The organism is Pseudomonas fluvialis (assembly GCF_002835605.1).
GTDB classification, from domain to species: Bacteria; Pseudomonadota; Gammaproteobacteria; order Pseudomonadales; family Pseudomonadaceae; genus Aquipseudomonas; species Aquipseudomonas fluvialis.
Genome location: NZ_PIYS01000005.1, coordinates 14,470 through 29,082 on the forward strand (window position 1 = coordinate 14,470; position 14,613 = coordinate 29,082).

At 62.4% G+C, this 14,613-nt stretch carries 15 protein-coding genes; 2 read left to right on the forward strand and 13 right to left on the reverse strand.

The features are described 5' to 3' along the window. Position 1 precedes the first annotated feature (1 nt). Positions 2–184 carry a 50S ribosomal protein L32 gene (rpmF, locus tag CW360_RS03935; RefSeq protein WP_013791824.1) on the reverse strand — a complete coding sequence of 61 codons (183 nt, stop codon included), beginning with the start codon at positions 182–184 and terminating at the stop codon, positions 2–4. Positions 185–196: 12 nt separating this feature from the next. Beyond that, entirely contained in the window at positions 197–724 is a 528-nt protein-coding gene (locus tag CW360_RS03940; RefSeq protein WP_093987269.1) for a YceD family protein, read from the reverse strand. Positions 725–846: 122 nt separating this feature from the next. Here CW360_RS03940 and CW360_RS03945 point away from each other — a divergent pair, with 122 nt between their 5' ends. Then, on the forward strand, positions 847–1,425 hold the full coding sequence (locus CW360_RS03945) for a Maf family protein (protein WP_101192824.1): 579 nt from the start codon (positions 847–849) through the stop codon (positions 1,423–1,425). 2 nt (positions 1,426–1,427) lie between these two features. Here CW360_RS03945 and sppA read toward each other — a convergent pair whose 3' ends face one another. The 3 genes from sppA to rluC are packed head-to-tail and all read right to left on the reverse strand — an operon-like array spanning position 1,428 to position 4,036. Beyond that, positions 1,428–2,399, reverse strand: coding sequence for a signal peptide peptidase SppA (gene sppA, locus CW360_RS03950; protein WP_101192825.1), 972 nt, complete (start codon positions 2,397–2,399; stop codon positions 1,428–1,430). Continuing rightward, positions 2,392–3,084, reverse strand: coding sequence for an HAD-IIIA family hydrolase (locus CW360_RS03955; RefSeq protein WP_101192826.1), 693 nt, complete (start codon positions 3,082–3,084; stop codon positions 2,392–2,394). The genes sppA and CW360_RS03955 overlap by 8 nt, the downstream gene beginning before the upstream one ends. Then, positions 3,077–4,036 (reverse strand): 23S rRNA pseudouridine(955/2504/2580) synthase RluC, encoded by a 960-nt coding sequence (gene rluC, locus CW360_RS03960; RefSeq protein ID WP_101192827.1) that lies wholly within the window; start codon positions 4,034–4,036, stop codon positions 3,077–3,079. Before rluC ends, CW360_RS03955 begins: the two co-directional genes overlap by 8 nt. 567 nt (positions 4,037–4,603) lie before the next feature. Between rluC and rne the strand changes: the two genes are divergently transcribed. Continuing rightward, positions 4,604–7,603, forward strand: a complete 3,000-nt coding sequence (gene rne / locus CW360_RS03965; RefSeq protein ID WP_101192828.1) for a ribonuclease E — start codon at positions 4,604–4,606, stop codon at positions 7,601–7,603. Between the two features lie 95 nt (positions 7,604–7,698). Here the strand turns inward: rne and murB are convergent, their stop codons facing one another. From murB to CW360_RS04005, 8 genes are all read right to left on the reverse strand, one after another. Then, the gene (gene murB, locus CW360_RS03970; protein ID WP_101192829.1) at positions 7,699–8,718 is read right to left on the reverse strand and encodes a UDP-N-acetylmuramate dehydrogenase; all 1,020 of its coding nucleotides are present in this window, start codon (positions 8,716–8,718) and stop codon (positions 7,699–7,701) included. Then, positions 8,715–9,179 (reverse strand): low molecular weight protein-tyrosine-phosphatase, encoded by a 465-nt coding sequence (locus CW360_RS03975; RefSeq protein WP_101192830.1) that lies wholly within the window; start codon positions 9,177–9,179, stop codon positions 8,715–8,717. The genes murB and CW360_RS03975 overlap by 4 nt, the downstream gene beginning before the upstream one ends. Then, positions 9,179–9,943: a 3-deoxy-manno-octulosonate cytidylyltransferase gene (gene kdsB / locus CW360_RS03980; RefSeq protein WP_101192831.1), complete on the reverse strand. Its 765-nt coding sequence runs from the start codon at positions 9,941–9,943 to the stop codon at positions 9,179–9,181. Before kdsB ends, CW360_RS03975 begins: the two co-directional genes overlap by 1 nt. 2 nt (positions 9,944–9,945) lie before the next feature. Further along, complete coding sequence (locus tag CW360_RS03985) at positions 9,946–10,131, reverse strand: Trm112 family protein (protein ID WP_093987235.1); 186 nt, start codon at positions 10,129–10,131, stop codon at positions 9,946–9,948. Between the two features lie 37 nt (positions 10,132–10,168). Further along, positions 10,169–11,167 (reverse strand): tetraacyldisaccharide 4'-kinase, encoded by a 999-nt coding sequence (lpxK, locus tag CW360_RS03990; RefSeq protein WP_101192832.1) that lies wholly within the window; start codon positions 11,165–11,167, stop codon positions 10,169–10,171. Then, positions 11,164–11,592: an ExbD/TolR family protein gene (locus tag CW360_RS03995; RefSeq protein WP_093987233.1), complete on the reverse strand. Its 429-nt coding sequence runs from the start codon at positions 11,590–11,592 to the stop codon at positions 11,164–11,166. Before CW360_RS03995 ends, lpxK begins: the two co-directional genes overlap by 4 nt. Further along, positions 11,589–12,260: a MotA/TolQ/ExbB proton channel family protein gene (locus tag CW360_RS04000; RefSeq protein WP_101192833.1), complete on the reverse strand. Its 672-nt coding sequence runs from the start codon at positions 12,258–12,260 to the stop codon at positions 11,589–11,591. The genes CW360_RS03995 and CW360_RS04000 overlap by 4 nt, the downstream gene beginning before the upstream one ends. Positions 12,261–12,331: 71 nt before the next feature. Beyond that, complete coding sequence (locus tag CW360_RS04005) at positions 12,332–14,545, reverse strand: DNA internalization-related competence protein ComEC/Rec2 (protein WP_101192834.1); 2,214 nt, start codon at positions 14,543–14,545, stop codon at positions 12,332–12,334. Between the last annotated feature and the right edge of the window lie 68 nt (positions 14,546–14,613).

Sequence of the window (14,613 nt, forward strand, 5' to 3'; positions counted from 1 at the left end):
ATTACTCGTCTGCGCCCTTGTCGATCACCTTGCGACCGCGGTACACACCTTCCGGAGAAACGTGGTGGCGCAGGTGAACTTCACCGGTGCTCTTTTCAACGGACAGGGCATTCGCTTCGAGAGCGTCGTGCGAACGGCGCATGTCGCGGGCGGAACGGGATTTTTTGTTCTGCTGAACAGCCATACTGATGAACTCCTAAACGTTTGGGTCACGCTTTAACTGCGCCAATACACTGAACGGGTTGGACCGCGAAACCTCGTCCTCGCACGGCTCAGGCTCTGTAACGCCCACCGGCTGCTGGCAATCTGCTGGATCGTGGGCCGGAACAATCGGCAGGGCAAGCAGCATTTCTTCCTCGATCAGACTCAGCAGATCGAGCGGCTCCTCACCCGCTTCCAGCACGTCGTAACCTTTCGGCAGTGATTGCAGATCCGCATCCGGCTTCACTATTGCATAGTGACACTCACTGCGAATCGGCAAGGACACCGGCTCCAGGCAACGCTGGCAAATCATTTTCACCTCAGCCTGCAGCGTACTGTGCAAAAACGCTGCACGACGCTCATCACGCCCGAAAACCAGTTTCGCGCTGACGTCACCCGCTGTATCGGCGAGTGCTTCGCTGAGCCGCTCAAAACTGGCAATGCTTGCTACGCCTTCAAGGGTAGCGCTGCGATCTGCCAACTTACGCGGATCAACCTGAGGTGGAATCGGCCCATTCAACATAGGCGCGGCATTCTAGGGATGTCCCCCTGCGCTGTCAAAACAAATTCCCCGACACCGCCCAACGGTGCCTACTCAGCGCTGCCGGCAGCCCCTACAATCACCCCTCATTCAGGAGTCCATGCATGCTGCCTCTCGTTCTCGCCTCCAGCTCAGCCTATCGCCGCGACCTGCTCAAGCGCCTGCGTCTGCCTTTCACCTGGGCCAGCCCGGACATCGACGAACAGGCACTACCCGGGGAAAGCGCCGAACAACTGGTCTGTCGACTGGCGCGGAACAAAGCCTACGCGCTGGCGACCAGCCATCCACAGCACCTGATCATCGGCTCAGACCAGGTTGCCGCACTGGACGGACAGATCATAGGCAAACCGCATGACTTCCCACGTGCCAGACAACAACTGCTGAACGCCAGCGGGCGCAGCCTGGTATTTCTGACCGGACTGGCGCTACTCAACAGCCAGAGCGGCTACTGCCAGGTAGCCTGCGTACCCTTCACGGTGCATTTTCGCGAACTCGACGAGTCGCGCATCGACCGTTATCTGCAGGCCGAGCAACCCTTTGACTGCGCCGGCAGCTTCAAGTCGGAGGGACTCGGCATCAGCCTGTTCCGCAGCACTACAGGCGAAGACAGCACCAGCCTGATCGGCCTACCCCTGATCCGCCTGGTCGACATGCTGCTCAACGAAGGCGTGCGTATCCCCTGAGCTCAGCGCAACTGCGGCACGCCCATACCCATCCACAGAGCCAGGTGCTCGGCCACACTGGTACCAAGACGTTTGGCAAAGCGATCAAGCGGCGACTGCTTGGCCGTGAAGTCAACGATGCGCTTCTCCCCCACCACCTCACGAGCTACGTAACTGCTGCTGCCCAGGCCATCGACCAAGCCCAGGCGCAGCGCCTGCTCGCCGGACCAGACCAGCCCGGAAAACAACTCCGGATGCTCGGCACTCTTCAGACGCTCGCCGCGCCCCTGCTTGACACTGTCAATGAACTGCTGATGCGTAGTCGCCAGCACCTCACCCCAAAAACGCCGCTCGTCCTCTTTCTGCGGCTGGAAGGGATCGAGAAATGCCTTGTGTTCGCCTGCGGTGTACACACGCCGCTCCACACCCAGGCGCTGCATGGCTTCGACAAAGCCAAAACCGGCCGCAGTTACCCCGATAGACCCCACCAGACTGGCCTTGTCGGCATAGATCTGATCAGCCGCACTGGCAATGTAGTAGGCACCCGAGGCACCCAGATCAGTAATCACCGCGTAGACCTTGATCTGCTCATGTTCGGCACGCAGGCGACGTATTTCATCGTAGATATAGCCCGACTGCACCGGACTACCGCCAGGGCTATTGATGCGCAGAATCACTGCCTTGGTCTGCTCGTCCTCGAAGGCGGCACGCAGGCTGCCTATCACATTGTCGGCACTGGCCAACTCATCAGCAGCGATCATGCCACGCACCTCGATCAGCGCGGTATGCGACTTACCTGCCGAGGCAGCGCGATCCAGCTGCAACAAAGGTGAAAACAGGGCCAGTGCTACAAACAGATAGGTAAAGGTCAACAGCTTGAAGAAAATCCCCCAGCGCCGCGCCCGGCGCTGCTCCTGCACACCAGCCAACGCTGCTTTTTCCAGCAACTGCCAGGCTTTCTTCTGCTCGTCAGCCAGCTCTTTCCATTCAGACATACCCATGCTCCCGTTTGACCTCACGGTCCAGCGGCACGCCCAACCAGGCACGCAGCTGATCAAAATGTTCAATTTCCAGATGCGGCGCCTCTGCGCGCAGGCTCGCCAGCGATTGCGCGCCATAGCCCACCGCCACCGCATGAACCCCGGCGTTATGCGCCATCTGCAGATCGAAGCGCGAATCTCCGACCATCAATGCCCGGTGTGCCGGCACACCACAATGCGCAAGGATCTCCTCCAGCATCTGCGGATGAGGCTTGCTCGAGGTCTCATCCGCGCAGCGGGTAATATCGAAGAAATCCAGCCAGCCTCGCCGGGCCAAGACCTGATGCAGACCACGACGACTCTTGCCCGTGGCAACAGCCAGCTGCAAGCCCTCCCGGCGAAAGGCCTGCAACGCCTCGGCAACCCCTGGAAAGAGCGGCGAAGGCTGCTCCTCCAAAGCCAGGTAATGATCAGCATAGGCCTGACGAAAACGCTCACGGCCAAGCGGATCATCGAACTGCGGGTACAGCACATCAATCGCTCGCAACAGACTCAGACCAATGATGGCCTTGATCGGTTCAGCGGACAGAGGCGGCAACTCGCAACAGGCCGCGGCCACCTGAATCGACTCGACGATACGAGCAATCGAGTCGACCAGCGTACCGTCCCAGTCAAAGATCAGCAGGCGAAAGTCACTCACTCAGGCGCTCCAGCGTTTGCACCCACATGTCATCGACGGGCGCCTCCAGCTTCAACTCGCCCCCTTCCGGGAGCGGCACACGCAGCGCATGAGCATGCAGAAACAGGCGTTTGCCACCCAACTCACGCACCTCACGAGTAAAGTCATCATCACCATACTTGCTGTCACCGGCGATGGCATGCCCGGCATGCCGGGCATGCACGCGGATCTGGTGAGTACGCCCGGTCACCGGACTGGCCTCCACCAGGGTGGCAAACTCGCCGAAGCGACGCACGACCCGAAACAGCGTCAAGGCATCCTTGCCCTCGACATTGACCTCCACCATGCGTTCGCCAGAGCGCAGATTGCTCTTCATCAGTGGCGCCCGCACCTGCTTCTTCACAGCCGGCCAACTGCCCCGCACCAGCGCCAGGTAACGCTTATCCACCCCGTCGCCACGCAGAGCCTCATGCAAATGGCGCAGCATGCTGCGCTTCTTGGCAATCATCAGCAGCCCGGAGGTATCCCGATCCAGGCGATGCACCAGCTCGATATCCTTGGACTCCGGACGCAGCTGGCGAAACGCCTCGATCACCCCGTAGTTCAGGCCGCTGCCACCATGCACGGCGATACCGGCAGGCTTGTTCAGCACAATGAGCGCCTTGTCCTCATAGACAATGGCGGCCTCCAGCCGCTCAAGCAGACCTTGCGCCAATGGCGCAGGCTCATCACGCTCAGCCAGACGCAAGGGCGGCACGCGAATGACATCTCCCGCCTGCAGCTTGTAGTCCGGTTTGATACGCCCCTTGTTAACCCGCACCTCACCCTTGCGCAGGATGCGGTAAACCAGGGTCTTGGGTACGCCCTTAAGCTGGGCACGCAGATAGTTGTCGATACGCTGGCCGGCATGATCCGGCGCCACCTCGAGCAGCTGAACGCTACTAGTGATGGCAGGAGAAGAGGTCGTGGTCATCGTCGGATAATACAATTTTTATGCAATTGAAGCACTTAAAGATTGGTGATAGAGTCGGGAACGCCGCTTCGTGCGGCCCGGTGAACGCGAGCCAGCAATCAGGCGGCAACACACCGCGAGCAACCCCATTCAGGACGTCAGGCCGTCCCCGCTGCAGCTGCCAGATCGACTGGTAACTGAGCGAAATCCAAGCCTTGAGTTACGACGCGCGATGCCTGCCACGGTCACCCCTGGCAGCATTGCGATAAATTGCAACCCGCTCCGGATTCAGTGAGCGGCACCCGATTTTCAAGGAACCGTGTAGGGTGGAGATGCACAACCGGCAAACTGCGTAGTACGGCTTCTTTCCCTGCTTTTCCGTCCGCCTGCCGGCTGATTCCTCCTCCTGATTGAGCGCCTGCCACAACCCTGGCAGGCAGGAGACGCAGTCGCGGCCAGGGCCTATCGAGCCCGAAGCTGCTGGACCCAACCTCGGCATGGCCGCAGGTTGACGCGCACCAGACATCGACCATGAGAGTCGTGTGTGCCGAACGCCGTTTCCGGTAGCCCGGAAACCCTTGGTACAACATGAAAAGAATGCTGATCAACGCAACTCAACCCGAAGAGTTGCGTGTAGCCCTGGTAGACGGCCAGAAGCTCTACGACCTGGATATCGAATCCGGAGCCCGCGAGCAAAAGAAGGCCAATATCTACAAAGGCCGCATTACCCGCGTCGAGCCCAGCCTGGAGGCTGCCTTCGTCGACTTTGGTGCCGAGCGCCACGGCTTCCTGCCGCTCAAGGAAATCTCCCGCGAGTACTTCCTGAAAACCCCCGAAGGCCGCGTCAACATCAAGGACGTACTGAAGGAAGGCCAGGAAGTTATCGTCCAGGTCGAGAAGGAAGAGCGTGGCAACAAGGGCGCCGCCCTGACCACCTTTATCAGCCTGGCCGGTCGTTACCTGGTGCTGATGCCCAACAACCCGCGCGCGGGCGGTATCTCCCGACGCATCGAAGGTGAAGAGCGCAACGAACTGCGTGAAGCGCTCAACGGCCTCAACGCCCCCGCCGACATGGGGCTGATCGTCCGTACTGCGGGCCTGGGTCGCTCCAGCGAAGAGCTGCAACTGGACCTCGACTACCTGATCCAGCTGTGGACGGCCATCACCGATGCCTCCAAGCAGGGCCCGGCCCCCTTCCTGATCTATCAGGAATCCAACGTCATCATCCGTGCGATCCGTGACTACCTGCGCCAGGACATCGGCGAAGTACTGATCGACAGCGTGGAAGCACAGGATGAAGCACTGACCTTCATTCAGCAGGTCATGCCGCAGTACGCCAGCAAGGTCAAGCTGTACGAAGACAGCGTACCGCTGTTCAATCGCTTCCAGATCGAAAGCCAGATCGAGACGGCCTTCCAGCGCGAAGTCAAACTGCCCTCCGGCGGCTCCATCGTCATCGATCCGACCGAAGCGCTGGTGTCCATCGATATCAACTCGGCGCGCGCCACCAAGGGTGGTGACATCGAAGAAACCGCCCTGCAGACCAACCTGGAAGCTGCCGAGGAAATTGCGCGCCAGTTGCGCCTGCGCGATATCGGCGGCCTGATCGTCATCGACTTCATCGACATGACCCCGGTGAAAAACCAGCGCGCCGTGGAAGAGCGCATGCGCGAAGCCCTGGAAGCGGACCGCGCGCGCGTGCAAATCGGTCGCATCTCGCGCTTCGGCCTGCTGGAAATGTCACGCCAGCGTCTGCGCCCCTCGCTGGGCGAGACCAGCGGCATCGTTTGCCCGCGCTGTAACGGCCAGGGCATCATCCGCGACGTCGAATCGCTGTCACTGGCCATCCTGCGCCTGATCGAGGAAGAAGCCCTCAAGGATCGCACCGCCGAGGTGCGTGCCCAGGTGCCGATTCCGGTGGCCGCGTTCCTGCTCAATGAGAAGCGCAACAGCATCACCAAGATCGAGCTGCGCTCACGCGCGCGCATCGTCATCCTGCCCAACGACCACCTGGAAACGCCGCACTTCGAAGTGCAACGCCTGCGTGATGACAGCCCCGAGGCCCTGAACGGCCAGAGCAGCTATGAAATGACCAAGGCCGAGGTCGAAGAGGCTCAACCGGTCAGCGCCACCCGCACCTTGGTACGCCAGGAAGCCGCTATCAAGACCACCCCGCCGCGCCCGGCAGCACCACAACCAGCCGCACCGCTGGTCGCGGAAACCGCGCCGGTACAGCCCAGCCTGTTCAAGGGCCTGGTCAAGTCGCTGGTCAGTCTGTTTGCCGGCAAACAGGAAGAGCAGGTAGTCATCGAAGCACCGGTGGAGCGCAAGCCGCGCACCAGCGAGGAGCGCCGTAACGGCCGCCAACAGGGTCGCAATCGTGACCGCGATGGTCGCGCCAATCGCAATGGCCGCGATGAAGAGCGCAAGCCACGCGAAGAGCGCGCTACACGCGAAGAACGTCAACCCCGCGAGGAGCGTGCTCCGCGCGAAGAGCGTGCCCCACGTGAGGAACGCACACCGCGCGAAGAGCGTCAGCCTCGCGAGGAGCGTGCACCACGCGAAGAGCGTCAGCCCCGTGAAGAACGCGCACCGCGCGAAGCTCAGGATGGCAACAACCGCCGCGAGCGTGGCAATCGTGAAGAACGCCGCCCGCGTGAGCTGCGCGAAGCACTGGAAACACCAGAAGCCCGCAACAGCGAGGAGCGTACCGAACGCAAGCCTCGCGAAGAACGTGCACCACGTCCGCAGCGTGAAGAGCGTGCACCACGCCAGGAAGCAGCCGTCAGCAACAGCAGTGACGAAGAGCTGCTGGAACAGACGGAGATGTTCGAGGACGAGCAGGACAATGCTGAGGCAGGCGAACGCCCGCGCCGTCGTTCGCGCGGCCAGCGTCGCCGTAGCAACCGCCGCGAGCGTCAGCGTGATGCCGACGGCAACCTGATCGAAAGCAGCGAAGAGGGCACTGCCCAGGCTTCGAGCGAAGACAGCAACGCCGCCGCCCAGGCTGACACACCGACCGAGCAGTCGCCAGCAAACAGCCTGGCTGTTGCTGCGGACACTGCCCAGCAACAGCCGGCAGCAGAAACCGTCGAGCAACCTGCCAGTGACACGCCAGCCGAGGCGCAGACTGAGCAACCCGTTGCCGAGGTTGCTGTTGAACCTGCTCACGCCGTACAGATCGAGCCTGTCGTCACCGCGCAAACGGACGCACAAACCGTGCAACCCAGCGCAGCGCCACAAGCGGTCGAGGCTCTTGAAGCGTCAGCAGCCATCGCCGAACCGGCGGCAGCCCCTGTCGCCGCAACCAGCGCCGCGCCGGTCACCAGCAGCGGACGCGCACCCAACGACCCGCGTGAAGTGCGTCGTCGTCAGCGCGAAGAGGCCGCCGCAGCTGCAGCTGCTGCTCTGGCAGCCAGCCAGCCGGCCAGCAGCGAGGAAAGCCAGCCGGCCAGCGACAGTGTCACCAGCAGCATCGTAGCGCCTGAAGCTACCGAAGCTACCGAAGCTACCGAAGCTACCGAAGCTACCGAAGCTACCGAAGCTACCGCGATGCTCGAGGCAGACCAGGCACCGCGCAATAGCTGACTACCGTCATCCTGTGCTGCCCATAGCGGCACAGGATAGCGGCAACATAAAAAGGGATGCTAACAAGGCATCCCTTTTTTATGCCGAACGATCAATCAACGTACGTTGGGTTCGATCTCCAGCTCAACGGCAAAGCGCTGACGAATGTCCGCGCGAATTTTCTCAGCCAGCGCCAGCACCTCGCTACCGCTTGCCCCGCCGTGGTTAACCAAAACCAGAGCCTGCTGCTCATGAACGCCTACCCGGCCTTCGCGATAACCTTTCCAGCCTGCTCGTTCGATCAGCCAGCCGGCCGCCAGCTTGACCTGCCCGACACCCGCCGGATAAGCCACCAGATCGGCATGCTGCTGACGAATCCGCTCGGCCAGAGCAAGCGACACCAGCGGATTCTTGAAAAAGCTCCCGGCATTGCCCAGCTCACGCGGGTCCGGCAACTTCTCACGGCGGATGGCGCACACTGCATCTGCCACGTCCTGCGCATTGGGCTGCTCGATACCCATGACCTGCAGGCGACCACGCAGCGGGCCATAGTCCAGATGCAACGGCGCATGCCGTGCCAGACGCATACGCACACGCAGGATGACCCACTGGCCAGCCTGCTGCTTGAACAGGCTGTCTCGATAGGCAAACCGACAAGCGCCCAGATCGAACTGATGCAGTTCGCCAGTAGCTACATGCAGTGCATCCAGACTGACGAAGTGATCACCCAGCTCCACGCCATAGGCCCCGATATTCTGCATGGGCGCAGCACCTACAGTACCCGGAATCAGACTGAGGTTCTCCAGACCGACCAGCCCCTGTTGCAGGGTCCACTGTACAAAGTCATGCCAGTTTTCCCCGGCCTGCGCCTCGACCAGGCAGTGTTCGCCGTCATCGTCGACAATGTGCCGGCCACGACTCTGCATATGCATGACCAATGCCTGCTGATCCTGGGTGAGCAGCAGATTGCTGCCACCGCCCAGCACCAGCAGCGGCAGCTCACGCAACAGCGCCAGGCGCAGTGCGGCACGCACCTCATCATCATCGTGCACATGCACCAGGCATTGCGCGCTCGCTGGCAGGCCAAAGGTGTTGTAGCGCAGCAGACTGGCCTGCTCTTCAACCTGCAGGCTCACAAGCGCCCCCGTATATCCGCCAGCAAGCGGTCAGCCGCCTCCTCCAGCAAGTCCAGCACCTGCTCGAAGCCCTCCTCCCCGCCGTAATAGGGGTCCGGCACCTCATGCGGCTGCAAACCATAGCGACGCAGGTAAAGATCCACCTCGGCTGGCGCATGGGCCGGGCACATCGCCTGTAGGTCACGCAGGTTATTGGCATCCATGGCCAGGATCAGCTCGAAACGATGAAAGTCCTCTACCACCACTTGGCGACCGCGCAGCAGTGACAGATCATAACCACGCCGCTGTGCGGCCAGACGGGTGCGCGGGTCTACCGGCTTGCCCTGATGCCAGGCCGCCGTACCCGCCGAGTCCAGAGCAACCTGCGCGGCCAGGCCGGCCTGTTCCAGACGCTGGCGCATGACGCCTTCGGCGCTGGGCGAACGACAAATATTGCCCAGACAGACAAACAGGATGTTCATCAGTCCTCCAGCAGGCGGCGCACGCGGGCCAGGTCCTCGGCGGTATCCACGCCGGCCGGCGGACTTTGCAGCGCATCGGCGACATGAATGCGCACGCCGTTCCACAATGCGCGCAATTGCTCCAGACACTCGGTGTCTTCGAGCCAGCAAGGCCCCCAGGCCACGAAGTCATGCAGAAAGCCTGCACGATAGGCATAGATGCCAATATGTCGGCGATAGGGAATCGCCGCCGGCAAGCGCTCGCGGGACACGGCAAAGGCATCACGTGCCCAGGCAATCGGTGCGCGACTGAAAGTCAGTGCCAGACCGCTCTTGTCGCTGACCACCTTGACCACGTTAGGATTGAACAGTGCCTGGACATCCTCGATTGGCTCGGCGAGTGTGGCAATTCCGGCCTGCGGGTTGGCTGCCAGGTTGGCGGCTACCTGATCGATCAGCACCGGTGGGATCAGCGGCTCGTCACCCTGTACGTTGACCACGATGGCTTCGTCCGACAGCCCTAGCTGCGCGGCCACCTCAGCCAGCCGGTCGGTACCGGAGTTATGCTCGGCGCGCGTCAGCAGCACCTCGGCACCAAACTGCTGGCAGGCCTCGACGATGCGCGGATCATCAGTGGCCACCACGACGCGCTTCGCGGAACTCTTGCAGGCCTGCTGCCAGACGTGGCGAATCATCGGTTGCCCGGCAATCAACTGCAGCGGCTTGCCAGGCAAACGGCTGGAGGCATAGCGGGCGGGTATCACTACTACGAAGTCGGGCGTCATGCTTACTTGTCCAGACGCTCGTCAACCGACAGGCTACGCGCCTCGCCCTCAAGCATGACCGGAATGCCATCCCGCACCGGAAAAGCCAGGGCGTCAGCCTTGCAGATCAACTCCTGTTGGTCGGCACTCAGTTTGAGCGGCCCCTTGCACAGTGGGCAGGCGAGAATATCGAGCAGTTTGGGATCCATCGGTCACCTCGGGATAAGAGCTGGCCGACGTATCGGCCTAGCGGGGCAGAAGCTGCCGCATGCGCTGTTCCAGCCAGGCCGTGAAGGCCGGCGAAGGCTGGGCATCAACCGCCAGATACCACCAGTTGGGGCGGGCAAAGGCCCGGCACTTGACGGCATCCTTCTCGGTCATCAGCACCGGCAGATCATCGGCAAAAGTCAGTTGCGCCGCACTGTACTGCGCATGATCGGCAAAGGCATGGCAAATCGGCTTCCAGTGTAGCGCTTCGAGGGTGGCGAAGAAACGCTGCGGATTGCCAATCCCCGCCACGGCATGCAGCGCCTGGCCGGCAGGAAAGTGCTGTAACGCCACACGCTCGCCACTGCACAGGTTGATCAGCGCCGTAGGCTGCAGGGTCAAGGCATAGCCGTGCGGCGAATCGTCCGGCGCGCCGTTATACAGGCAAGCATCGACTTCCTGCAGGCGCTCGGCGGGTTCGCGCAAGGGCCCCGCAGGCAGGCAGCGCCCATTGCCCAGGCCACGTGCGGCATCAATCAGCACCAGTTCAATATCACGGGCCAGCGCGTAGTGCTGCAGGCCATCGTCACACAGCAGGATATCCACCGCATGCGCCTCCAACAGCGCCTGTACTGCCAGGCTACGTTCTGCAGCGATATACAGGGGCACGCCGGTACGCTGCACAATCAACAAGGGCTCGTCACCGGCCAAGGTCGCGTCCTGCTCGGAGGTGACCTGCCAGGGCGTATACGGTGGCCGAGCTCCGTAGCCGCGACTGACCACGCCGACACGCAGCCCGCGCTGGCGAAGGAAATCGATCAACCAGAGGATCATCGGCGTCTTGCCGGTGCCACCCAAGGTGATATTGCCGACCACCAGCACCGGCACCGGCGCGCGATAGACCGCGCGCCGCCCCTCGCGGAACGCATTGCGCCGACGGCGCAGCACTTGCCGATAGAGCGCTTCCAGGGGACGCAGCAGGTGCAGGGCCGGGTGCCCAGCATACCAGGCGCGCAGCAGGCGCTCAGCAAACTTCACGGTGCCGGCTGCGCCTCGACGGTGGTGATGCGCAGATGGGCAAAGCCGAGCTTGCCGGCCGCATCCATGGCGGTAATCACCGCCTGGTGGGTTGCCTGGGCGTCGGCGCTGATCACCAACGGCAGGCTGTTGTCACCCTGCGACTCGGCCTGCAAGGCAGCCATCAGGGTCTGCAGGTCATGCTGGCGCAGCTGACGACCGTTCAGCGCATAACTGCCATCAGCGCCAATCAGCACTTCCAGCTGCTTGAGCGCTGTCTCCTGAGGCGGGGTACCACTGGCGGCCTCGGGCAGGTCAACCTTGAGCTGGGTTTCCCGGGTGAAGGTCGTGGTCACCACAAAAAACAGCAGCAGAATGAACACGACATCGATCAGCGGTGCCAGGTTGATATCGACGCTTTCCCGCGCCTTGCGTCGGAACTTCACGCCTTGCCGCCCTCTTTGCGCGCCTTGCGCGGTTCACTGGCCGGGGTTTCACCAAGATCCACTTCACGATCGCCCTGCACTACCTCAACCAGCTTGATCGCCTCCTGCTCCATACCGACCACCAGCTCATCGACACGTCGCTGCAGGAAACGATGGAAGAACAGCGCAGGAATACCCACGATCAGGCCGGCTGCCGTAGTAATCAGCGCCTTGGAAATACCCGCAGCCAAGACCGGAGCGTTGGCCATGCCCCCCCCCATGAAGCCACTGAAGATCTCGATCATGCCCAGCACAGTACCCAGCAAGCCGAGCAGCGGTGCAATGCCGGCGATGGTCCCCAGCGCATTCAGATAACGTTCGAGATCATGAATGACCCTGGCGGCCGCCTCCTCGATGCACTCCTTCATGATCTCGCGACCATGCTTGGAGTTGGCCAGCCCGGCAGCCAGCACTTCGCCCAACGGCGAGCTTTGACGCAGCTCGCGCAGCTTTTGCGTGGTCAATTGCTTTTCACGAATCCACAACCAGACCTGCCCCAGCAGGTGCCCAGGCGCCACCCGACTGGCACGCAGGGTCCACAGCCGCTCGGCGACGATGGCCGCCACCGCAATGGAACACAGAATGATCGGCAGCATCATCCAGCCGCCTGCTTTGACCAGCTCCCACACAGTGGTTATCCCCCTTGGAAAAGTGCCGCAACTCTAGCATAGGGACTCACCAGCGCCGAACGCTGTGTGTCTCATTTTTCCCGCCAGAAACGCTGTTGCTCGCGCAAGCCGCGCGCCGGCTCGCGACGTCCCAAAGCAATCAGCAAGGCGCCCTGCCGGGCGGTATCCCAGGCTTGCACACCCTGCATGAGATAGCGCTGCACCACCTCCTCGTGGGGATGGCCAAAGGCATTGTTCCAGCCGCGGGTAAACAGCACATGACGCGGCCGGGCATGCGCCAGGAACAACGCTGAAGACGACGTACGACTGCCATGATGCGGTGCCAACAGCCAGTCCACCACCCCTGCCTGAGGTCCCGCCAGCCACGCCTGCTCGGCACGCGCATCGATATCACCGCTGAGCAACAGAACCTCCCCGGCTGCCTCGATGCGCAGGACACAGGACGCCTGATTGCCATCGCGCGCCTGTGCCCACTGCCACTGACTGAAATGCACCCCGTCCCACTGCCAGGTTTGCCAAGTACAAGGTTCGGCCTGGCGCATCAGCCGCAAGCGCCGTGGCTCACCACTGACCAGTTGCAGTACCGGCACACCCTGCAACACAGCAGCGGCACCACCCGCATGATCGTTATCGGCATGACTGATGATGAACCGCTCCAGCTTACGCACGCCCAACGCACGCAGGCTTGGCAAGACCTGTTGTGCACCGCTGTCGAAGGATACGCTGCGCGGCCCACTGTCGTAGAGCAAATCGTGCTGATGGGTCTGCACCAGCACGGACAAGCCCTGACCGACATCCAGCAGCCAGACACGCGCTTCAGCAACCGGCGGCCGTGCTGGAGTCCAGCTGAGCAGCGGCAGCCACAACAGCAACCCTGGCCAGCGTAACGGCACGCCTGCCGGCAGCAACCAGAGCAACGCCGCCAGGCCTGTTGCCAACAACACCGGCCAGGGCAAGGCCGCAAACGCATGGGCACCCTGCTGCTCAGCCAGCCACTGCAAGCCCGTGAAGAGCAGCTGCAGCCCCCACCCAGCCAGCCACAGCAGGCCTTCTCCCAGCCCTCCCAGCGGCAACAGCAAACAGCCGAGCAACGCCAGGGGTAGCACCAGCAGACTCACCCAAGGCACCGCCAGTAGGTTGGCTAGCGGACCACTCAGGCTCACCGGTAGGCCCAGCACCAGTAAAAATGGCAACAAGCCCAGAGCAATCACCCACTGTGCCCAGCCCAGGCTGGCCAGCCATGAACGCGCGCCCAGGCGAGCACTGAAGCACAACAGCAGGATGGCTACTGCGGCAAAGGACAGCCAGAAGCCCGGACGCAAACTCGCCAGTGGTTCGAACAGCAGCACCAGGCAAAGCGCCAGCAACCAGGGCGTCCAAATACGCAGATGGCGAAAGCGCCAACGCCAGAGCAAGACCAGCGCCAGCATCAGACAGGCCCGCTGCACGGGCACGGCAAACCCGGCCAACCAGCCGTAAGCCAGCGCCCCGGACAGCGCCAGCAGACAGGCTGCCGGCAACCAGGGCCAGCGTGCCGGCCAACAACCGAGATGTTGCAGGCCTGCCACCAGGCCATATAACAACCCTGCCAACAGGCTGATGTGCTGACCGGAAATCACCATCAGGTGCTGGGTACCCGTGGCCTGCAGCACCTGCCACTGTGTTGTAGAAAGCGAGGCACCATCGCCGACCAGCAAGGCGGCCAGGGCGGGCCCCTGGTCAAGACTTAGCAGGTGCCGGCGCAACTGGTCGCGCCATTGACTGGCGCCTTGCGCCGCCTGTAGGCGATAGCCATGCTTGACCGTACCGGTAGCGCCCAGCCGCTGCGCTAGCAGCCAGGCCTCATAGTCAAAACCCTGCGGATTGAGCTGGCCACGCGGGCGCTTGAGCTTCACCGCCAGCCGCCAATACTCGCCGGCCTGCACGGCGGGCCCGGCATGCCAGGCAACACGCAGGCGTGCCGGCAACTGGGCGCGCCGCGCCTGCACATCCTGCAGTTCAAAGCGCCAGATGCCCTCACGCTGTTGCGGCAAACCAGCCACTCGCCCTTCCAGCCACAGGGTGCGACCATCCAGTTCAGGCGCCAGGCGCTGCTCCAGAGCCTGCCCGGCGCTCAGGCATGCCCAGGTAAAACCCAGCAGCATCCAGCCCAGCGGATAGAGCAGCGTACGCAATAATCCCAGGCCTGCCAGGCCCGCCAACAACAGCCAGGGCCACGAGGGAATTACAGGTAAAACGGGCAGGCACAACAGCCCACCCAGCAAGGCAATACAGGCCAGACGCATCCGTGCGTGTCCTTTTTCTTGATCCTGAGCAGCACCTAACTATGGCTGGCTCGGGCAAACTCGCCAGT